The following is a 20,675-nucleotide window of genomic DNA, read 5'->3' on the forward strand; positions in this document are numbered from 1 at the left end:
GTTTTTTTACTTCTGAATGATAGGAAAAATATAATTTAGATGACAGATTTAAAACGAGTATTTGGATCAAATTGAATTTTATGAAGTAAAAGACATATATTCAAAGTGGAAATATTCTATTCAAATCAAATGAAGTGGGGGAATCCCTACGTAATAAAATTGAACATAAGATCAAGGCAGTTTTCGGGACTTTCATAAAGATTATTTTGAGGATTTCTATAGTGTTAGAACAGATTATTTTGGATTGCCCATTCTCTAAGGATGAAGTAACATAAGCAGAGACATTATCAGAAGTAGTAAGTCTATATGCTGTATTATTGACACATAATCTTGTAAAAGATAAGATTGAATACATAGATATTTATCGAAGTGAAAGTGATAAATATCATATTGTAGAGAGGGATGTATATCTTTTATTCTATATTAAACTAATATTGGCTTGAAAACTTATTTATAATAAAATAATAAATTTCAAAGGGGCAGATCAAATAATCTGGACATTTTTTTCTTGCCACCGAGGAACGTGTCATAATAGTGACAGGGTGCATAAATGTTTTAACATAAGGGTTTCAGGGATTTTTATTGAAAGCATTCATGCATTGGTTAGAGCAATTGGGTATAATTGTTGTAAGTAGTGCATGAGAAGTTATGAATTGGAATATTTAATATAACATATTCAGGAGGAGTGTTTAAATGATTGCTAATAAATTAAAAATTGGAGATGAGATAAGGGTTATAGCTCCTTCTCGAAGTTTGAGTGTAGTAAGGCAAGATACTTTTGATAAGGCTTTAACATTGTTAACGGAAAAAGGTTTTAAAATAACTTTTTCACGAAACAGTCGTGAAATTGATGAAGTGAACTCTTCAAGTATCGAGTCTCGTGTTGAAGATTTACACGAAGCCTTTTTAGATAAAAATGTTAAGGCTATACTTACCTGCATAGGCGGATTTAATGTTAATCAAATATTGGAGTATATAGATTATTCTTTAATAGAGGCTAATCCCAAAATTATATGTGGATTTTCTGATATTACTGCTTTGCTTAATGCCATTTATTCTAAGACAGGTTTAGTTACTTATCATGGACCCCATTTCTCAAGTTTTGGCTTTGAAAAAGAAACTGACTATACATATTCATATTTTGAAAGATGTCTTATGAATTCTGATAAGTATAATATAAGACCATCTAAAGATGCAAAAGAATACTATCTTATACAGGAAGGAAGTTGTGAGGGAGAACTTATAGGAGGAAACCTTTGCACACTGAATCTTTTGCAAGGAACAAAATTTATGCCTAACTTAAAGAACAAGATATTATTTTTGGAAGATGATAATATTATGGGGAATTATTTCGCTGCCGAGTTCGAAAGAAATTTGCAATCTTTAATTCAAATCTTAAAATTTAATGGAGTAAAAGGAATATTATTTGGGCGATTTGATGATAGTTGTAAAATAGATATAAATGTAATTCAAAGAATAGTATCAACTAAAAAACAACTTAAAAATATACCTATTGTATTTAATGTTGATTTTGGACACGTATTCCCCTTTGCAACATTTCCAATAGGTGGACTAGTAAGGGTGAATGCAACAGAAACTTCCATTTTATTGGAGGTAGTGAAGCATTAGTTAATAATCTCTAAAGGCATATAGAACACTTCTATCAACCATTAAAAGAGAAAAGTTAACCAAAGAGGGAGATGTTATAAATGAAAATGGAAGTTAGAAGGGTTTTAACAAAAGATGCTGATGATATAGATGGTATTATGTAAATGATGGAGAAAAACTTCCTTAGATTCCTACAAAAACTTAAAAAATTACAACATAAAGTCTAGATTTATTGGTGAAAAAATAGAAGAAATTCTTAATAGCGATAAAATTATACATATTATCAATGCAGAGAATGTATTTTGAATAGAGGATGATGTTAATAATTTAATAAAGTAATCAAATATTAGTCTTCCAGATATAATTGTTTGATTTTCTATCCACAGGTACAGGTAAGTCATATGTTATATATGGAATAGCTCAGATTTTATTATCGGAAAAACTAGTAAAAAGGGTATTAGTTTTATGTCCTTCATTAACAATTGAAAAAGGGTTGACAGAAAAATTTGAAGATTTAGTTTCAAATCCAGAATTAAGGAATGCAATACCTGAAGAATCCAAAAATATACTACCTAGGATAATAAATGCAAATTCAACAATAATAGAAGGAGATATATGTATAGAAAATATACATGCAGTATATGAATCTACTGGATCTTCTATAAAAGATAGTTTTAAAAATGGAGGTGAAGATACACTTGTTTTAAACGATGAATCTCACCATATTTTTAATAAAACAAACGAAAAAGATATAAAAAAATGGAAAGCATTTCTTTTAAATGAAACTTATAATTTTAGATATATACTTGGATTTACAGGCACTGCATATATAGATGACGAATATTTTAATGATGTTATATACAGGTATTCGCTAAGAAGTGCTATAGATGATAAAGTTGTAAAATCTATAGATTATGTTCAGAAAGATGATGTTTCTAGAGATAGAGAATACAAATTTCAAAAAATTCATAAAAATCATGAAAATAATAAGATAAAATACAGTAAAATTAAGCCCATTTCAATTTTAATTACAAAGGATATTAGAAGTGCAAAGAATCTATATGAAGATTTTATTGATTTTTTATGTGATTTTGAACAAATAAACAGAGAAAAAGCTGAAAGAAAAGTTCTTATAGTAACATCTGATAAAAAGCATAAGGCAAATCTAAAAATGTTAGATTTTGTAGATGAGAAAGAAAATTCTTTTGAATGGATAATTTCGGTTAGTATGCTTACAGAAGGATGGGATGTTAAAAATGTATTTCAAATTGTGCCATGGGAAGATAGAGCCTTTAATTCTAAGCTATTAATTGCTCAAGTGTTAGGAAGAGGTCTTAGAATCCCACCTGAATATTCTACTCCTCAACCTTCAGTTATAGTATTTAATCACGATAGTTGGAGTAAAAATATAAAATCTTTAGTTAATGAAGTTCTTGAAATAGAAACGAAAATAATAAGTACTGTAAAATTTGAGGGAGATAGGAATAAATATAATTTTTCAGTTAAAAATTTGCTGTACGATAAAGAGGAAAAAGAAGTTAATACGGAATCTAAGCAATTAAATTATAAAAAATCTTGGAATCAAGGTATAAAACTTAAAAGTCAAATTTTATCCTCAAAAAAAGAAACAGAATATGAAAATTTATTAACGGGTAAAAATACCAATATTAAATATGACATAAAGTTGAGAACTAAAACTGTAGATGAAGTTTTAGATAAGATATACCATGAATTTAGGTTAAGAGACTGGGAAACGGAAATACTAGGTCTTGGAGATGAAGTTTATTCAAAAGATAATTTACCCCCTAGAGAAAAGTTGAAAGAAATTATTAAAAATTCTATGCAAAATGCAGGTATAGAAGGAGATATCTTAATAGAAGAAAATGCGAATAAAATATTTACTGCATTTTCAACATTATTTAGATCAAGAAGTAAAACTGTAATAAATTCTATCAAATCAACTGATTTTATTGAGGTTAACACAAATGATATAAGAGATGAAACAAGAGGAATATTATCATTTAGAACGGATTCAATGCTTTTTTATTCAGATAGATATAAAGACGAAATCTCAAATGAAGAACAGAGGGAAATAATAGAAAAATTTTTAGAAGATGATAACTTGCCAAGAAAGGCTTGCAATGAAATAAATTTTTTTGATTTTAAAACACCCCTAAATCTAGTAATATCAACAAGAGATCCAGAATATAAATTTATAAAAAAATATCTTACAGATAATAAAAATGCTCAGAAAATAGATGCTTGGATTAAATCAAGAGATATGGGATTTTATAGTATAGAGTACTCATATAAAATGAATTCTCATACAAAAATTGCAAATTTTAATCCTGATTTTATACTAAAATTAAAAAGTGATGAAGATATTTACGTTGTTATTGAAATTAAAGATAATAAAGATGATTCTGCTGAAAATAAAGGTAAAAATAGAGCGGCAAGAGAACATTTTAAGTTGTTAAATGAAAAGTTAGAAGCGTCTGGAATCAAAGAAAAGTATCTTTTTCATTTTCTAAGTCCAAATGATTATGAAATATTTTTTGAATATTTAAGAAATGACAAACTAGATACTTTTGTAAGTGAATTGGATAATTTGCTTGATGAGATATAGAAGTAGAGAAGGTTTACCTCTCTACTTCCTTTCCATAATAATTTTCATAGTTTTTCCTATATTGAACAAGGTCAGAAAATTGTTCTTTATTTAAAGAATACTCTTGCATAAGGGTGTTCTTTTTTTCTTGCAATTTATCGAGATTTGATAGTATTTCTTTTGTTTTTGGAAGCTTTTTATAGTTTTCTAAAATTTCTTTAGCAGCTATTTTGTAGACGGAAAGTTCACTATAATACTCATCTACAAATTGCTTGTCTTCAGGATTTTTCTTATGGTATTTATAGATTTCACGATACTTATTTATAGTATTTATATTTTCCATATCTTGAGATAAACTCTTCATTTCAGTTTCAATCTTCTTTATTTTATCCAACAAGTCTTGTCTATCATCAGCAGATTTTTTGATTAGATCATCTAGTTGAGTGATTGAATTAATTCCTTGTTCTCTAAGTTTAATTATTGAATCAGCCATTGTTTTGATATTGTGTTTTCTTGCCCAAACTTCGTAACCTTTAGAGGATTGTGCTTTTTCATTAGTAGATATATCAATAACATTTCCTACTCGTTTTTTAATAGGATTAGCTTTATTTTTGATAGCTAAATCTATTCTTTCTTTGATTTTTTCTTCAGTATAATCTTCTCCGATAGTCTTCGATCTTGTAAATCTTTGCTTATCTTTATGACGAAAAGCAATGTGTTTACAAAACTTAATTTCATAATCAAGAGACTTCATATTTTCTAAAAACTCTTCCCACGTTTTAGACTTATTAATCATTCTATCTATATCAAATTGCAGTTTAGACTTCCAAGAATTTCCTTTCTTATTTTGGTCATATTCGTACCAAGACTTACCAGCAGTTTTATATTTTCTTTTGTAAGCTTCATAGTATTCATCAATGACTGTAAGCTTATTTTCTTTACATAATTCGTCACTTTGATACCTAATTTTATGGTAAGTTTTTTTGTTAGATTGGTAGCATTTACCAGTCTTGTAATTAACATTATTAAAAATAATATGGTTATGGATATGCCCTCTATCTACATGAGTTGCAAGAACAAATTCATAATCTTCTTTTAAAATTTTCTTACATAATTCCATTCCAATTTCGTGAGCTTTTACAGGATCAACCTCTCCTGGTAGAAAAGATTGGATTAAATGTCTAGCCAAAACTGTACCTTTAGTATCATTGTCTTCTCGTGTTTTTATAAACTGAATATGGGCAGTAGATGGATGACATTTGAATGAAGATACTAAGATTTTTTCATCAGTTTTTTCGCTCTTAGTAATGTAATCTATTGCCAAATTTAGAGTTGATTTTATAGGATGTATTTTTGTAATTGCCATACTAATCACCAGAATTTTCTTTTGATTTATTTAAAAGTAGGGAATGGATCTGCCATATTTCTCTTGATAAATTTTCTATATGTTTGTTCATTGATTCAATTTCATTCTTGTAAATAACACCAGTTGTATTAGTAGCTTTTGCAATCTGGTTTATGTTATTTGTTGCATTTGAAAGTAGCCATTGTAGGTTTCTAAATGGTTCTAAATCTACAACATAAATCTCTTTTTCTAATACACACTTTCTAAGAAAGTGGGACATAGTTTTACAATTAGCAAGTTTCATTTTCTTTTCAAAAACTTCCTTTTCTTCTTTAGTTAGTTTTATTTCTATTCTTTCATTTCTAAATCTATTTGCCATTTTATTCTCCTTTATAAAATATATTTCGGGGTCTTAGGGTTCTCCCTAACAAGGTAAAAATTAAAAAATGGAGCATTCCGTAAAGGTCTGCTCCATTAATTTTTTCGTAAGTGTCCGTACACTTACTGTGCTTGCTATTAAAGTTATAAGCATTAAGCGTATATTAAGTTATTCTTCTAATTTTTTAGTATCATTTTCTAGTTCTAAGAACTTATCAAAATCACTTTTGTAAAGTCTATCTTGTATAATTCTATATTTTTCAAACTCACTCTCTGCGTGCTTTTTAGCAAGAGCTGCAGACACTTTTCCTGCATCGTTTAAGATTTCTTTATCCCATAATTGTAAAAATCCATTTAATCTTTTTTCCCAATCTTCCATAGTCATAGGGATATGCCTTTCTGCTTGTAGTTCTGCCATGTCCAAATATGATGAAACAATTCTTTGCATTTGATTTAATTCTTCTTCATTTAGATAATTTTTTGCAACAACTACATCATATTTATGAATTTTTGAATCTGGAGATCCTTCCCAAGTAGTAAGTCCCATATTTTTAGTTTTGTGGTTGGCTCTATCTACAATTAATTCAGCTGCAGTTTTTCCATGAATTGCATAGTGCAATTTGTTTTGAATAGCTGCAAAAAATCTTTTTGTTGCTTTTGCAGATGGATCATAGTCTAAAGAAGTGGCATAAATATCTGTGATTTTTTGATAGAATCTTCTTTCAGATAATCGAATCTCACGAATTTTTACAAGTAATTTTTCGAAATAATCCTTGGTAAGTTTTGTGCCAGAATTCTTGAGTCTTTCATCATCCATTGCCCAACCTTTAATTGTAAAATCTTTTACAATTTGGTTTGCCCACTTTCTAAATTGGACAGCACGTTCGTTATTTACTTTAAACCCTACTGCAATAATTGCTTGTAGGTTATAGTGTTTTGTATTATATGATTTTCCGTCGTTTGCAGTTATTAAGTATTTCTTAATAACTGAATTTTCGTCTAGTTCGTTATCGTCAAATATTTTTTTTAGATGCTGATTTATTGCCGATACACTTACATCATAAAGAGCTGCCATCATTTTTTGAGTTAGCCAAATATTCTCATCTTCATATCTAATTTCGATAGCTTCTTGATCATCACCATTTGCTGCAACAAAAGTCAAGTATTCAGCAGCAGAGGACCTAATTTGAAGTTCTTTTTTTTCTGATTTTCGTCTTTATTTTTATCCATTTCTCTACTCATAATTTCCTCCAAGTATAAATTTCATTCTACCTTTAAACACTGGAATACTAATCAAGAATACAATTACATAATGTATAAAGGAATTTATCATCATACTTTTTGTTATTGGTAATTGATGATAAGTTTGACCTATTATTTTAAAAGCGGCTAGAGTGTTTGTTATAAAATCAAGTGCCAACCATAGGGCGACTGATGAGCCTATAAAAGCAATTATATAGTTTAAAAATCTGCTAACCTTTGGTAGCTTTCGATTTATTAAAACTAGCAATATTCCATAAATTATTACTACTGTAATTGAAAGGGGAATAGCTAATTTGCTATCTAGTTTATCTTTTATGGATATATAAAATCCTAAACCTACAACTATAAAATCAATCAAAAATGCTGAGATTTTTACAGAGTAGGTAGAGATGAGATAGTAGAAAACTATTCCAGAAAGGATTAATAAAAAATATCCTGCAATAAATATTCCCATAGAGTCTCCTAATAATAATCATCATGTTCAGGGCGATAGTTTTTAAGAAAATCTCCCTGAGGTATATTAACATTAACTGGTTTATTAAACTTTCCCATTTTTGCTAACTCAGAAATTTTTAGATTTAGTAAATTTATATCTACACCTAATTGTCCAGCGATTTCATAATCACAAACTTGATCATTGATATTATCTAGGACATCTTCATCACTAATTAATAAATGAGCTGCAAAAATATTAGCTTCAGTTTCAAATTTATTTGTAGGGTTTAATACTGTTTGGTCGTGAAAAGCTCCACCACTCATACAATAATCTCTGTGAAGTTGATCGTGACCTAATTCATGTGCTAATATAGTTTTTCTATTAAAATTTGTGTTGCTACTGATAAAAATAAATCTGTTCCTTTGAATATAATGGTACATTCCTAAAAGTATTTCTGTTTTAGGTAGATATACCAGGTTAATATTCAAAGCTTCTATTAATTCTATAGGATCTCGTGTCTTATATTTTTTTATAAGTCGATTAACCTTATCATATATATAGCGATTCATGCTCATAAAATCACCTAATCTTTTTTCTTACGACCGTATTTCTTGTTTTCTCTTTTAGCCTCCCAATAAGCACGAGTAATAGCTTCAAAAGCAGCATCTTTATCTTCGTCAGAAATTTCTCCACCAGCAAATAAAGAGCTTAGACCTTCTGTTAATGCTCTAGCTTTTTCTAATTCTCTTTTGCCACCCATGTTATAAACTCGATTTAAAAACTCGTCACTTTCTTCTAAAAGATAATTATAATCGCAGTTCATAACCTCAGCTATTTTTTGTAAACCTCGACATCTCTTGGGTATCTTTCTCCGTCTTCATAATGTACAAGAGTTCTTGTACTGATTCCTATCATCTTTGCAAAATCTGCTTGACTTAACTTTTCTTTTTCACGAAATTCCTTTAATCTATCCGCAAAAGCCATAACTTTAACCTCCTGTACTAATGTGCATTTATAACTTTTAATACGAACAATAGTGCTTGAATTATTTTTCGGTTTGAGATATAATACAAACTGAACTTATATTCATATTATAGCACAAACATTCAAGTTTGTAAATAAGTTGTATCGGGGTGATTAGATTGAGAATAAGTAAAACTTTAAAGAATATAATGAACATGTATGCAGATAGCAACTTGAAATTCGAAGAAATCAGTTCAGCTGCAAAACTTATTTTAAGTTTATATAGACAAGTTACCTGGGCAGTAGATAGCAGGGCAAATTTTATGATGTTTGAGAGTAAAGAAAACTATGGTTCAACTTCAGAATCTGCTTACTTGTATCTTTCTACATTTGCTCCAGAAAAAGTTGAAGAAAAGTTTAATAATAGAGTTTCCAATGTAATGGATAGTAAGCTTATGCTTTTAATAATTTATGATGCTTGTGTTAGGCTAAAAGTTTATCCAGAGTATGGAGAAATTTATCATAAGATTATTTATAACTACTATATTTCTGAAAAAAAGATTACTGATGAAGCTTGTATGAGAAGTGTATCTTTAGAGAGAACTGTTTATTATCAAAGAAAAAAGGAAGCAATTGCATTGGTTGGTGTAATAATTTGGGGATATACTTTACCAACTGCTATTAGCCAACTTGAAGACGGTCGTAGCATTGAAGAAATAATGAACATCTAAGAAATTAATTTATGACGAACTTATTGCGTACTATTTCCGAATGAAAAAAGTACCATATACGAATTTTATGTGTACTTAAGTGCATATATAATATCCATGATGGGTGATTTGCACCTAAATTTAATATTGGCATTTATTGACTGAAAGAATTTATTTTCTTTCGGTCTTTTTTTATGCCCAGGAGAGTATATGCATAGAATTAGAAGCCCTCCTTGTGTGAATTTCATTTTCAAACAAAAGAAATTCATGTCAACAAGGAGGAAAAATTAATGGACAAAGAATATTATTTATTTGTAGAAGGAAAGAAAGTATTTGTTAGCAAGGAAGTATATCTTGCTTATCATAGTGAATTGAATAAAGAGAAATATCAAACGAGAAGAGACAGGTTAAATAACTGTTTCTTTTTTGTTCCTATGATCATGATGGTAATTTTGAAGAAAATTTAGAAGATCTGGAATTTGATGTTGAAAAAATTATCGAAACAAAGGAAATGATTGAAGAAGTAAGAAGAGCTATTTCTAAACTCAACCCTGTTGAAAGGGATTTGATAGAAAGTCTTTTTTATAAAGAAGAAACAATTAGAGAAGTAGCCGCTAAACTGAATATTTCTAATCCAGCCGTTATTAAAAGGCGTAATAAAGTCTTAGAAAAACTAAAGGAAATGTTAGAAGACTTTTAGATGACAGTTACCAAGAGGTCTAATTTTCACTGTTACTTATACAGTGGGAATTGGGCCTTTTTATTTAACCAAATTTATTTTTGAAAATTGGTTAGCAAGAAAGGCTTCTTTTCACTGTTAAGTATAAGAGGGTAATTTTAAACAATTTTGTTTCATCAAGATAAGTATTTTCTGATGGTCAAATTTTAAAAAGATTAATAACTCTCGATAAATTTTGAACCTTAACAATTGAATAGACCAAGACAAGACATTAATCATTTTTGGAGCGTGATAACCTATCCGCCAAGATCTTTCTGCTGAATAATTCGGCAAAACAAGTACTGCTAAGCTAAAAGCAAGGGAAGAAGAAAGGGAGCGATAAGTAAGAGTTTGAATATAGGGAGGGATACCCTATTCGCTATGAAGAAAATGAGGATAATGATACTTCTAAGGTTGAAGCCGGCTCATCCTGAATAGAGGCGGAGGTGAGATTCCTATGTTGCTAATCCAAGGCACTTGTCAATGTCAAAAAACTTTAATTTTATATTGTGAGGTAAAACCTATGAATACAAAAGAAAAGAAGAAATATAAACCTAAAGAGCAAATATCAAAAGAAGATTATTCTAAAAAAATTACTTACACTCAAAGTGATAAAGAGTCCCTCGACTTACTAGATATTGTTGAGCTTTATTTATGTAGAGCTTGTATAAGACTATAAGCTGGGGTGCTGACTTAAAAACTTGGGTGCGGTAAAATATAAGTGGTAGAAGAACTCCTTAATGACTATTTGCCCAAATACAAATTAAGGAGGTTTTGTGATGGAAAAATTTGCTTGTATATATCTTCGTTTATCGCGAGAGGATGGAGATAGCACAGAAAGTAATTCTATTTCAAATCAAAGACAGATTATCAAATCATATGCAAGGGACAATGATTTTAAAATTGTTGCTGAATATGTAGATGATGGTTTTTCAGGATCTAATTTTGACAGACCAAAATTTAAGAAGATGATTCAAGATCTTGAAGATAAGAAGTTCAAAACAATTATTGTGAAGGACTTATCCCGTTTTGGGAGAGATTATATCGAATCAGGTAAATATCTACAAAAGATATTTCCAGAAAAAGGTATAAGATTTATATCCGTAAACGATAACTATGACAGTGAAAATGCAGATGTAAGCGATACACACTTAATTCTTCCAATAAGAAACTTTATTAATGATTCTTATTGTAGAGATATTTCTATGAAAGTTAAATCTTCAAAAGAGATCAAAAGAAAAAATGGTGAATTTATTGGTGCATTTGCTCCTTTTGGTTATAAGAAGGATAGCAAAAACAAACATAAGTTAGTCGTCGATACAGAAGTTTCACACATAATTGAAAGAATCTTCAATATGAAGATAGACGGTTATTCGTCTAAGGCTATTGCAGATTTTTTAAATAGCATAGGTTGTGTAACACCATCTAAGCATAAAGAAAATTCTGGTGATAATCATACTACTGGTTTTATTGTTAAAGACTCTAAATGGGACGCAAAAATGGTCAATAGGATTATTACAAACAAGGTCTATATAGGAGTGCTTGAACAAGGGAAAACTAGAAAATTAAATTACAAGTCCAAGAGAGAAGTAGAAGTAAATGAAGAAGATTGGATTGTAATAAACGACTCTCATAAGCCTATTATTTCAAAAAGCATTTATGCTTTGGCTAATAAGATGATGCTTCGAGATGTAAAGCAATCGGCAGATATACCACATATTTTATCAGGAATGCTTTATTGCAAAGACTGTGGATCTTCAATGGTTAGAAGAAAGGTTAAGTCCAAGAATGGATATAATATTTTTTATATTTGTTCTCACTATAATAACAAAGGAGATTGCACAAGACATAGTATAAAAGAAGATTATCTACTGGATATGACACTTTTTGCACTTAAAGATTATTTAAAAAAATATAATGAACTACTAAGTCAAGTTAATAAGTTAGATGTATCAAAAGTTACATTTAATATTGACTTTGAAAGCTTAAACTCAGAAAAAAGAAAGTACGAAAGACTTAGACAATCTTTATATATGGACTTAGAAGACGAACTTATAACTTCTGAAGAGTTTGAAAGGTTCAGAAAAAATTATCTTATTAAAATCAGGGAAATAGAGAAACAAATTGATACAAAGAAAAATATACTTGCCAACTTGCAAGAAAAGATGAAAAATAAGGACAGTTTGGTTTCCGAAATTGTTCCCACTGATTTAAGCAGTCTAAATAGACTAACAATTGTATCTTTTATAGATAGAATTGAAATCGGAGAAAATAATGAGATTAATTTTGTCTTTAATAATTTGGAAACAGTTAACTTACTGAAGACCCTTATAAAAGAAGAAAGTGAAAGCAAGTCCGAAGTAAATAAGAATTTGATTTCAATAAATAAGATCTTTGGAAATGCTCTTGAAAATAAGACTCCAATGCAATTAGCTGGAGGTGTTTTATAATGGCAAGAACTTCCAAAAGATATATTGAAAAGAAAAGTGAAAAGACAGAAAGAAAAGTCTTTAAGGCCGGAATTTATACAAGACTATCTAACGAAAGAACAGAAGAGTGGAGAGAAAAATCATACTCAATTGAAACTCAAATACTATCTTGTAAAGAATATGCATTAAAAGAAAATATAGATGTTTTAGAAGTTTACACTGACTATGAATATAGTGGTACAAACTTTGAAAGACCATCATTTCAGAATATGATGCAAGATATTAGAGATAGAAGAATCAACTGTATTATTATCAGAGATTTATCAAGACTTGGAAGAGAATATCTCGAAATGGGAAGATTGATTGATAAAGTTTTTCCATTTTTAGGTGTTAGATTTATTTCTGTTAATGATAAATTAGACACAGTCAAAGAAACAGATTCAAAGAAATCTTTTGAGGTTACTCTTAAAAATATTATCAACGATATGTATGCTAAGGATATTTCAGTTAAGATAAAAACCTCTAAACACAATAGGGCAAGAAACGGATACTTTATTGGATCTGTTCCACCTTATGGTTACAAGATTAAAAAATCTAAAGAAGGTCAAAAACTTGTAATTGATGAAAATGTTAGATTTATAGTGGAAGAGATGTTTGAATTAACTCTCCAAGGCAAAAGCCAATATGAAGTAGCAAAGCATTTTAATGAAAAAGGCTATGCTCCTGGAATGATTTACTATAAAACTGGGCGAGTCTACAGAGAAGATGATGATCCTGAATGGAATAAAGGGACAATTTCAAAAATGCTTACAAACCCAGCTTATACGGGGACTTTAGTACAAGGAGTTAAGCAACAAAATCTTGCAAAAGGAATTAAGCAACATTTTGTAGATGAAAGTCAGTATATAATTTGTGAGAATGCACATGAAGCAATCATTTCTAAGGAAGTTCACGAAAGAATCTTACGAGAAAGACGAGAGAGAAAGAAAAATCATGTTTTCAGTTCGCCAATGCACAATTTTGAAAATAGGGACTATGAGAACAGATTTAAAGGTCTTGTAATCAATAATAATACTGGCAAAGAACTTAATAGAAGAACTCGTATCTATGGTAAAAATAAAGATAGACTTTATTATTCATTTCAGAATGAGAGATTTAGTGGAAGTATAAAACCCGAAAATCAGTATTCATTATGGAAAGGGATTTGGATCAGGCTATTAGTGATAAGATTTCTGAGTTTATTATGAAGACAACTAGCAAGACAAAATTTGTAATTCGAATTAAAGCTAGATTTAATAAAGCGATAGATACTTTTAAGAAAGACATTGAAAATCTTAAAAGAAAAAATCTAAATGAAGAAAATATCATTCAAAAAGCCTATGAAGAATATAGTCTAGGCAAGATTGATAGAGATGAGTATCTATTAAAAAGAGAGATTGCTCAAAGTCATATGTCTACATTTGATAACGAGATTTCAGCAATTGAAGTTAATATAACAAAACTTAAAAAGAAAGATTAAAATCAACAAAATGGATAAATGATTTATATGCTTCAAAGAATTTGGAAAAGCTACCTGGTGATTTAATCCATAGCTTAATTGAAAAAATAATAGTTTATGATAAACACGAATTTGAAATAGTCTTTAAATTTAATATAGATAATTTGGTAGGAGGAACAGACGATGAGTAAGATTGCTCTTTATATTAGATTATCCGTTGAAGATATGATAAAGACTGATGAGAGTGAAAGTATCATAAACCAAAGAGCATATCTAAACGATTATCTCGACAAGAATGAAGAATTTAAGAACTTCACAAGAGAAGAATATGTCGATGACGGATATTCTGGAACAAATGAAAATAGACCAGCATTTCAAAGAATGCTCGAAGATGTAAAGAAAAATAACATCCAGACGATAATTGTAAAAGACTTATCCAGATTTATGAGAGATTATATAACACTTGGAGATTATCTTGAAAATATATTTCCATTTCTAGGAGTTAGATTTATCGCCATAAATGATGGCTATGATAGTGACAAAGAAAAAGGAAATGGAACAGATTTAGATATTCAATTCAAGGGACTATTATATGATTTCTACACAAAAGATATTTCTGAAAAGGTAAAATCATCTATGACTACACTTAAAAAACAAGGAAAATTTTTAGCTTGGAGTCCACCTTTAGGATACATGAAAGATCCTAATGATAGACACAAAATCATAGTTGATGAAGAAACAGCTTGGATAGTAAAGAAGATTTTCAAACTTGCACTTGATGGTATATCTTCAAGAAATATAGCTAAGATATTAAATGAAGAAAAAATTCCAACACCATCAAAAAGAAAGAGCGAATTAACAAATCTTGATTTTGAATATTCAATAATTAGAACTGCGAAAAAGCCTAGACCAACTTGGACTAATGGTAATGTAATAGATGTATTAGCAAATGAAAATTATACTGGAACTTACACTTTCAATATGCAAGATAAGTCAGTATTAAATTCATCTTCTTTTAAATTCAAACCAAAAGAGGAATGGGGAAGAGTTGAGAATAATCATGAAGCTATTATATCTAGAGAAGACTTTGAAAAAGTTCAGAAGATTAAAGAGAAGAATCTATTTATGAAAGGTAAAAATACCGATTATGAATGGAGGAAAAAATCTCCACTACAAGGTTTTGCAAAATGTCCAACTTGCAACCACATTTTAGGATGTACTCAATCTAAAAGAAAACGACAAGATGGAACTATAAGAGTCCACACATATTTTACTTGTAGGATATGTAAGTGTAATAATGTAAAACATAAGAACTCAAGAGCAGGAAGCCTTGAAGAGCAAGTATTTGAAGCAATAAAAGAAAAATATGGTCTAGAAGATCCAATCAAGGATGAAAAAGTAAAAGTTAAACCAATGGAAAAATCTATCGAAGATCTTGAAGCTAAGAAAATGCAGAATTTTGAGAAGTATAAATTAGGTAAGATGAATAGACAAAAATTCATTGACTCTAAAAATTTGATAGATGAAGAGATACAAGCAATAAAAGAAAAAATACTAAAAGCAAAAGAAGAAAAAGAAGTAATAGACAACACTAAACTTACCAGAGAATTGATGGAAAAATATATAGACTCAGTATTCTGTGAAGGAAACGAAGTGTTGAACATAATATGGAAGTAGCAAAGGGAGTGAGCAATCACTCTCTTTTAAATTACATAACTATAACCCCTTTTTGTCATAAGCTTGACATGAGAGGGGTCAGGATCTCTGCTCTTAAACACCAAGAAGTACGCTGATGAGAACGTGGAGAATTCCATTCGTTACTTTGGTCAAGAAATCAATACCTCAACCTACAACTTGGCCAAGATGAATATGATGCTCCACGGAGTGCCAACTGACCATCAGAAGTTACGCAATGGGGATACCTTGGACGCTGACTGGCCCACAGATGAACCAACTAACTTTGATATTGTCTTAATGAATCCACCATACTCCCAGAAGTGGTCGGCAGATAAGGGCTTTTTAGACGATCCGCGTTTTGCTGCCTATGGGGTCTTACCGCCTAAGTCACGGGCTGATTTCGCCTTCTTACTCCATGGTTTCTACCACTTGCGTACTGATGGAACCATGTGTATCGTCCTGCCGCACGGCGTCCTCTTCCGGGGTGCCTCTGAAGGTAAGTTGCGTCAGGCCATGCTTGAGAATGGGTATATTGATACGGTGATTGGGCTCCCTGAAAATCTCTTCTATAACACCAGCATTCCAACCACGATTATTGTTTTGAAGAAGAATCGGACCAGCCGTGATGTCTTCTTTATCGATGCGTCCAAAGAGTTTGAAAAAGTAAAAACACAAAATATCTTAACGAAAGAACATATTGATAAAATTATTGATACCTATAATAAGCGGGAAGACGTTGACAAATATGCCCATAAAGCAAGCTATGAAGAGATTCAAGAGAATGATTACAACCTCAATATTCCGCGCTATGTGGATACCTTCGAAGAACCTGAACCTATCGATATCGTCCAAGTCAGCAAGGACATGCAAGAAATTAACCAAGAACTTGAGCAAACCACAGCCGAATTCTTAGAAATGGTGGATGACTTGCAGGTGACAGATGAAACTGCGGAACTCATTCAAGCGATAAAGGATGTGTTTAAATAATGGCAGAAGAAAGAAAACAACCCGAGCTTAGGTTCAAGGGATTCACGGATGATTGGATTCAGGATAAGTTGGGGAACATCAGCAGCTTTAATCCAAATGCTGAATTGCCTTCGCAATTTTTCTATGTGGATTTAGAGTCTGTTTGTGGTACTCAATTAGTCGATTATAAATTCATGAGTAAGGAAGAGGCACCTTCACGAGCTAAAAGATTAGCTAAGAAAGGTGATATTTTTTATCAAACAGTTCGACCATATCAAAGAAATAATTTACTTTTTAATGAAGATGATAATGAGTTTGTTTTTTCAACTGGCTATGCACAGATTAGGACAAATATAATAAATAATAAGTTTCTTTTTTACTTATTGCAAACAGATAAATTCGTATTAAAGGTCCTAAGTATGTGCACAGGGACCAGCTACCCAGCAATAACTTCAGCTGAAATGTCTAAGGTAATAATTCATTATCCTAAAAAACAATTAGAGCAAATAAAGATAGGTGAATTGTTGAATCGATTAGACTTTATTATTACTCTTGAGCAACAAAAAATCGAAAAGTTAGAGCTCCTGAAACAGTATTTGTTGCAGAATATGTTTGCCGATGAGAGTGGATATCCTAACTTAAGGTTTAGAGGTTATACCGGTCCTTGGTTCAAAAATAAAGGGAAAAATATATTTAAAAAGATTACAGAAAAAAAACAAGCCCATCTTCCTGTCTTATCGGCAACACAAGATAAAGGCATGGTGCTAAGAGATGAATTCAATGAAAGGCTACAGTACGATAGAAAAAACCTCTCTAATTACAAAGTTGTAAGACCTGGTCAATTTGTTGTTCATTTACGTTCATTTCAGGGAGGGTTTGCACACTCCAATTATTTAGGTATAACTTCTCCAGCTTATACTATATTCGATTTTATAAATACTAACGAACATAATGATATCTATTGGAAGTTTTACTTTGCAAATGATCACTTTATTTTACTATTAGAGAAAGTAACTTATGGTATTAGAGATGGAAGAACTATAAATTTTTCTGATTTTTGCACTTTGAATATTAATTTTCCATCATTAAGTGAACAGAATAAAATCGCCAAATTATTATTTTCATTAGATTCTCTTATTAATCTCAGAACAACTAAATTAGAAAACTTAACCTCTCTAAAACAAAAACTCCTGTCTTCCCTGTTTATCTAAAATCAATAAAATCGCCTCTGCTAGCTGATTGAGCAGGGGCGATTTACTTTAGTAATGGTATTTACACGATAGGACTTCAATCGCGTCATCTGTGACACGGTAAACTAAACGATCTTGTCTAGTCAGTCGCCTTGACCAATAACCCGATAGATCATATTTTAAAGGTTCCGGCTTACCTAGTCCTTGGTAGGGGGCTTCTTTGATGGCTCGTAATAAGCGATAGATCTTATCATAGACTTTTCGGTCATTTTCTTTCCAAACGTCACGTTCGATAACAGACCCCCGACTCCAATGAACTTTCATTAGATTTCCTCAACTTCATAATCGCCACGATCGAGCTCATCCATGGCTTGGTAGAGGTTTTCACGGTTGGCGCGGCTCGATAAGAGATGGTAAGTCTCCATCAGACTGTCAAAATCTGATTTGGCCATAACAACCACATCATTCCCATTCTGAGAGGTTACAGTATATTCAATAGCATCTTCATTAATCTGGTCCATGTATTTCTTCATATTCTGTCTGAAATCACTATAATTGGTTACTTCCATCGTGCTCACCTCACCACTATTGCACAATAATTTGTACAACCTTTCAATTCAAAGCTATAACTGACATAGAATCTCCATCATCTTGTTATTATCCTTATCCTCTAACTCTTGAATAATATGGAGATAGGTTTTTTGAGTCGTCGCCATGTTGGCATGGCCCAAGCGTTTAGCCACACTTGCAATTGACACACCACCATAAAGCAGCATAGAAGCGTGCGTATGGCGGAGGGCATGAATAGTGATCTCTGGAATTCCAGTCTGTTGGCAGAGTTTAGCCAAGCGTTGATTGACTGTTGAATTATGGATCCGTCCCTGAACGAAGATCGGCTTTTGTTGAGGATAATTTTGAATGAGTTGTTGGAATTGTAGAGTCAACTGCCAATCTAGACGTAGCTTGCGCACCGAAGAAGCATTCTTAGTCGGCACAAAGCCGCCTTCATCCTTCTTGTAGTCCCAGGTCTTATTAATCGAGAGCATGTGCTGGCTGAAATTGAAATCTGAAGGTGTAACACCCAAGGCCTCACTGAAACGTAAGCCTGTTTTGGCAACTAAGAGGATGAGCCAATCATAAGAAATCTCTGTCTGCAAGTGTAGTTGATTTAATAACTTATGCAAATCTTCCTGGTTTAGATACTTGGCCTTTTTAATCTTCCCTTTGACGCCTTTAATCACAACTTTTCGCGTCGGATCGCGATCAATTAATCCCTCGTCATAAGCCTCCAGAATCGCTCCTTTCACTAAATGATGAAAGTCTAAAGTCGTTTGTTTCTCATGACTTTGGGCAAATTGATTAAGTAAAGCTTGATAGTTCTTCTTAGTCAACTGGTCTAAAGTTAAGTTTGGCGCTAAGTGTTTCAAATGCCGCCAGGTTAGGTCGTATTTCCTCAGAGTCACATCACGCACCGCCCCTAACTTATATAGCTCAAACCACTCCTTAAAATATTCATGAAAAACAATCTTTCGTTTTCTTGCCATAATAAAACCTCCTGATAATATTTGTTCTAGCGAACCTTCTTATTATCAGGAAGTTTATGGAGATGTTAAATAAATAATGATTGGAGGAGCTTGGATTTTATCAGCTTAAATTCTTTTAATTTGTTTTCTTCCAAATCAATTAAATCAGTTGTTGATTTTAATAATCTACCAATACGTACTCCTTCTTCATAAGAAGGAACAGAAATTTTCAATTCACAAAATTTGTTTTTAGAAATATTATAACGTGAGATCCCTTGAGCTAATTTCATAACTCTTGAACGAAATTCTGGAGATCTAAAATAGTAAGCTAAATAATAAGAATCTATCTTTTCTTTTATCCGAACTCCAAAACAGAAACTATTTAAATATATATTATTAAGATCGTAATCCCATAACGATGACATTCCTACTTCCTCAGGGGTTTCAGAAGAAGTTGTGAAAAGAAAGTCACCTTTCTTAACTTCGTTTTGCTTATAGTCGATATCAATTGCGTCAGTTCCATCAAGTTTTGCTACAGGGTTATCAAAAACATTTTTATATTCTATGTATCTAGCTTCACCCTTTCCAAAATCTTCTTTTGTCTTACCGGATAGTCCTGAATAACTATCGCTAATTGTATTTAATTTACTTCTTTCCCATTTGTTATTATAACCTTTAAATCTAACTCTAGGATATCCGCTCTCATCAGCAAACATATTCTGCAACAAATACTGTTTCAGGAGTTCTAACTTCTCGATTTTTTGTTGCTCAAGAGTAATAATTCTATCTAAAGAATAGAAAAGTTTAGAGATTTTAGATTGTTCAAATGTATTTGGGACTTTTACAGAAATTGAATATATTGTTTGCTTTGATAAACTGGGAACACCCGAGGCTTCATTATACTTTTTCCAATTAATGGTCTTAAATAGATAGTAAAAAAACATTATATTATTTTGTTGCTGTGTTGTTATATAGAATAAAGTATCTACTGTCCAAAATGGAGCTTTTAAATAAATTGGATTATCTATAGTTCCTTTTCTGCCCAAACCTACAGCATCTATATCGGATAAACTCTTATTTACCGATAACATGTAACCACCTGTACCATATACTGGAATGTGTCCTTCAGAAAGATTTTTATAATCTTTTCCAGAATTAATTACTGTTAGTTCATGTAACTTATCCTGAATCCAAAAATCTCTATTTTCAAAATTCCATTTTGCTTACTTAGCAATATTTCTATCCCCAGCCCCATCTTTTATACACACACACCGTTCTCTTGTAAAAAAATTCACTGAAAGCCTTTATTTTCTTTGCTATACTGGAAGTATTATAAAATGATAAAGACAATTAAAAGCTATGTTTT

Annotated in this window: 16 protein-coding genes and 5 pseudogenes; 11 read left to right on the forward strand and 10 right to left on the reverse strand. The window is 31.0% G+C overall.

The window, feature by feature from the left end:
- Positions 1–98: 98 nt before the first annotated feature.
- From HMPREF9243_RS10990 to HMPREF9243_RS00810, 3 genes are all read left to right on the forward strand, one after another.
- Positions 99–275 carry a DUF1697 domain-containing protein gene (locus HMPREF9243_RS10990; protein ID WP_196793341.1) on the forward strand — a complete coding sequence of 59 codons (177 nt, stop codon included), beginning with the start codon at positions 99–101 and terminating at the stop codon, positions 273–275.
- 418 nt (positions 276–693) lie between these two features.
- A complete protein-coding gene (locus HMPREF9243_RS00805) occupies positions 694–1,629 on the forward strand; it encodes an LD-carboxypeptidase (RefSeq protein ID WP_013669676.1) in 936 nt (311 codons plus the stop codon).
- Positions 1,630–1,972: 343 nt separating this feature from the next.
- Complete coding sequence (locus tag HMPREF9243_RS00810; RefSeq protein ID WP_013668689.1) at positions 1,973–4,234, forward strand: DEAD/DEAH box helicase; 2,262 nt, start codon at positions 1,973–1,975, stop codon at positions 4,232–4,234.
- 13 nt (positions 4,235–4,247) lie between these two features.
- On the opposite strand, the gene HMPREF9243_RS00815 is transcribed toward HMPREF9243_RS00810, so the two are convergent.
- From HMPREF9243_RS00815 to HMPREF9243_RS00840, 6 genes and pseudogenes are all read right to left on the reverse strand, one after another.
- Positions 4,248–5,579 carry a relaxase/mobilization nuclease domain-containing protein gene (locus HMPREF9243_RS00815; RefSeq protein WP_013669415.1) on the reverse strand — a complete coding sequence of 444 codons (1,332 nt, stop codon included), beginning with the start codon at positions 5,577–5,579 and terminating at the stop codon, positions 4,248–4,250.
- A 1-nt stretch (position 5,580) separates the two neighbouring features.
- On the reverse strand, positions 5,581–5,937 hold the full coding sequence (locus HMPREF9243_RS00820) for a plasmid mobilization protein (protein WP_041705759.1): 357 nt from the start codon (positions 5,935–5,937) through the stop codon (positions 5,581–5,583).
- 168 nt (positions 5,938–6,105) lie between these two features.
- Positions 6,106–7,178, reverse strand: a pseudogene (locus HMPREF9243_RS00825) (virulence RhuM family protein).
- Positions 7,171–7,653: a hypothetical protein gene (locus tag HMPREF9243_RS00830; protein WP_041705762.1), complete on the reverse strand. Its 483-nt coding sequence runs from the start codon at positions 7,651–7,653 to the stop codon at positions 7,171–7,173. The pseudogene HMPREF9243_RS00825 and the gene HMPREF9243_RS00830 overlap by 8 nt, the downstream one beginning before the upstream one ends.
- Positions 7,654–7,661: 8 nt before the next feature.
- The gene (locus HMPREF9243_RS00835) at positions 7,662–8,210 is read right to left on the reverse strand and encodes an ImmA/IrrE family metallo-endopeptidase (RefSeq protein ID WP_041705765.1); all 549 of its coding nucleotides are present in this window, start codon (positions 8,208–8,210) and stop codon (positions 7,662–7,664) included.
- A gap of 8 nt (positions 8,211–8,218) precedes the next feature.
- Positions 8,219–8,619 (reverse strand): annotated as a pseudogene (locus HMPREF9243_RS00840) (helix-turn-helix domain-containing protein).
- Between the two features lie 194 nt (positions 8,620–8,813).
- Here HMPREF9243_RS00840 and HMPREF9243_RS00845 point away from each other — a divergent pair.
- The 8 genes and pseudogenes from HMPREF9243_RS00845 (at position 8,814) to HMPREF9243_RS00880 (ending at position 17,807) form a co-directional block, all read left to right on the forward strand.
- The gene (locus tag HMPREF9243_RS00845) at positions 8,814–9,329 is read left to right on the forward strand and encodes a hypothetical protein (protein WP_025195021.1); all 516 of its coding nucleotides are present in this window, start codon (positions 8,814–8,816) and stop codon (positions 9,327–9,329) included.
- 269 nt (positions 9,330–9,598) lie between these two features.
- Positions 9,599–10,008: pseudogene (locus tag HMPREF9243_RS00850) on the forward strand (RNA polymerase sigma factor).
- A 541-nt stretch (positions 10,009–10,549) separates the two neighbouring features.
- The gene (locus tag HMPREF9243_RS10545; RefSeq protein ID WP_002837550.1) at positions 10,550–10,705 is read left to right on the forward strand and encodes a hypothetical protein; all 156 of its coding nucleotides are present in this window, start codon (positions 10,550–10,552) and stop codon (positions 10,703–10,705) included.
- A gap of 100 nt (positions 10,706–10,805) precedes the next feature.
- On the forward strand, positions 10,806–12,476 hold the full coding sequence (locus HMPREF9243_RS00860) for a recombinase family protein (RefSeq protein ID WP_013669862.1): 1,671 nt from the start codon (positions 10,806–10,808) through the stop codon (positions 12,474–12,476).
- Positions 12,476–14,144: pseudogene (locus HMPREF9243_RS00865) on the forward strand (recombinase family protein). Before HMPREF9243_RS00860 ends, HMPREF9243_RS00865 begins: the two are co-directional and overlap by 1 nt.
- Complete coding sequence (locus HMPREF9243_RS00870) at positions 14,137–15,630, forward strand: recombinase family protein (RefSeq protein WP_013669445.1); 1,494 nt, start codon at positions 14,137–14,139, stop codon at positions 15,628–15,630. Before HMPREF9243_RS00865 ends, HMPREF9243_RS00870 begins: the two are co-directional and overlap by 8 nt.
- A 75-nt stretch (positions 15,631–15,705) precedes the next feature.
- Positions 15,706–16,617 (forward strand): annotated as a pseudogene (locus tag HMPREF9243_RS00875) (type I restriction-modification system subunit M); the annotation flags it as partial.
- Positions 16,617–17,807 carry a restriction endonuclease subunit S gene (locus HMPREF9243_RS00880; RefSeq protein WP_013669385.1) on the forward strand — a complete coding sequence of 397 codons (1,191 nt, stop codon included), beginning with the start codon at positions 16,617–16,619 and terminating at the stop codon, positions 17,805–17,807. The pseudogene HMPREF9243_RS00875 and the gene HMPREF9243_RS00880, both read left to right, overlap by 1 nt.
- Positions 17,808–17,855: 48 nt before the next feature.
- On the opposite strand, the gene HMPREF9243_RS00885 is transcribed toward HMPREF9243_RS00880, so the two are convergent.
- The 4 genes from HMPREF9243_RS00885 to HMPREF9243_RS10660 form a co-directional block, all read right to left on the reverse strand.
- On the reverse strand, positions 17,856–18,110 hold the full coding sequence (locus tag HMPREF9243_RS00885) for a Txe/YoeB family addiction module toxin (protein ID WP_013668905.1): 255 nt from the start codon (positions 18,108–18,110) through the stop codon (positions 17,856–17,858).
- Positions 18,110–18,355 (reverse strand): type II toxin-antitoxin system Phd/YefM family antitoxin, encoded by a 246-nt coding sequence (locus HMPREF9243_RS00890; RefSeq protein WP_013669662.1) that lies wholly within the window; start codon positions 18,353–18,355, stop codon positions 18,110–18,112. The genes HMPREF9243_RS00885 and HMPREF9243_RS00890 overlap by 1 nt, the downstream gene beginning before the upstream one ends.
- A gap of 54 nt (positions 18,356–18,409) precedes the next feature.
- On the reverse strand, positions 18,410–19,330 hold the full coding sequence (locus HMPREF9243_RS00895) for a site-specific integrase (protein ID WP_013669497.1): 921 nt from the start codon (positions 19,328–19,330) through the stop codon (positions 18,410–18,412).
- A gap of 65 nt (positions 19,331–19,395) precedes the next feature.
- A complete protein-coding gene (locus HMPREF9243_RS10660) occupies positions 19,396–20,499 on the reverse strand; it encodes a restriction endonuclease subunit S (protein ID WP_308216813.1) in 1,104 nt (367 codons plus the stop codon).
- Positions 20,500–20,675 lie beyond the last annotated feature (176 nt).

The organism is Aerococcus sp. Group 1 (genome assembly GCF_000193205.1).
Classification (GTDB): Bacteria; Bacillota; Bacilli; order Lactobacillales; family Aerococcaceae; genus Aerococcus; species Aerococcus urinae_A.

Bases quoted from the DNA above. Each gene is read 5' to 3' on its own strand.
- HMPREF9243_RS00890 (WP_013669662.1), bottom strand. From the start codon at position 18,355: ATGGAAGTAACCAATTATAGTGATTTCAGACAGAATATGAAGAAATAC.
- HMPREF9243_RS00885 (WP_013668905.1), bottom strand. From the start codon at position 18,110: ATGAAAGTTCATTGGAGTCGGGGGTCTGTTATCGAACGTGACGTTTGG.
- HMPREF9243_RS00830 (WP_041705762.1), bottom strand. From the start codon at position 7,653: ATGGGAATATTTATTGCAGGATATTTTTTATTAATCCTTTCTGGAATA.
- HMPREF9243_RS00815 (WP_013669415.1), bottom strand. From the start codon at position 5,579: ATGGCAATTACAAAAATACATCCTATAAAATCAACTCTAAATTTGGCA.
- HMPREF9243_RS00820 (WP_041705759.1), bottom strand. From the start codon at position 5,937: ATGGCAAATAGATTTAGAAATGAAAGAATAGAAATAAAACTAACTAAA.
- HMPREF9243_RS00880 (WP_013669385.1), top strand. From the start codon at position 16,617: ATGGCAGAAGAAAGAAAACAACCCGAGCTTAGGTTCAAGGGATTCACG.
- HMPREF9243_RS00870 (WP_013669445.1), top strand. From the start codon at position 14,137: ATGAGTAAGATTGCTCTTTATATTAGATTATCCGTTGAAGATATGATA.
- HMPREF9243_RS00860 (WP_013669862.1), top strand. From the start codon at position 10,806: ATGGAAAAATTTGCTTGTATATATCTTCGTTTATCGCGAGAGGATGGA.
- HMPREF9243_RS00835 (WP_041705765.1), bottom strand. From the start codon at position 8,210: ATGAGCATGAATCGCTATATATATGATAAGGTTAATCGACTTATAAAA.
- HMPREF9243_RS00895 (WP_013669497.1), bottom strand. From the start codon at position 19,330: ATGGCAAGAAAACGAAAGATTGTTTTTCATGAATATTTTAAGGAGTGG.
- HMPREF9243_RS10545 (WP_002837550.1), top strand. From the start codon at position 10,550: ATGAATACAAAAGAAAAGAAGAAATATAAACCTAAAGAGCAAATATCA.
- HMPREF9243_RS00845 (WP_025195021.1), top strand. From the start codon at position 8,814: ATGTATGCAGATAGCAACTTGAAATTCGAAGAAATCAGTTCAGCTGCA.
- HMPREF9243_RS00805 (WP_013669676.1), top strand. From the start codon at position 694: ATGATTGCTAATAAATTAAAAATTGGAGATGAGATAAGGGTTATAGCT.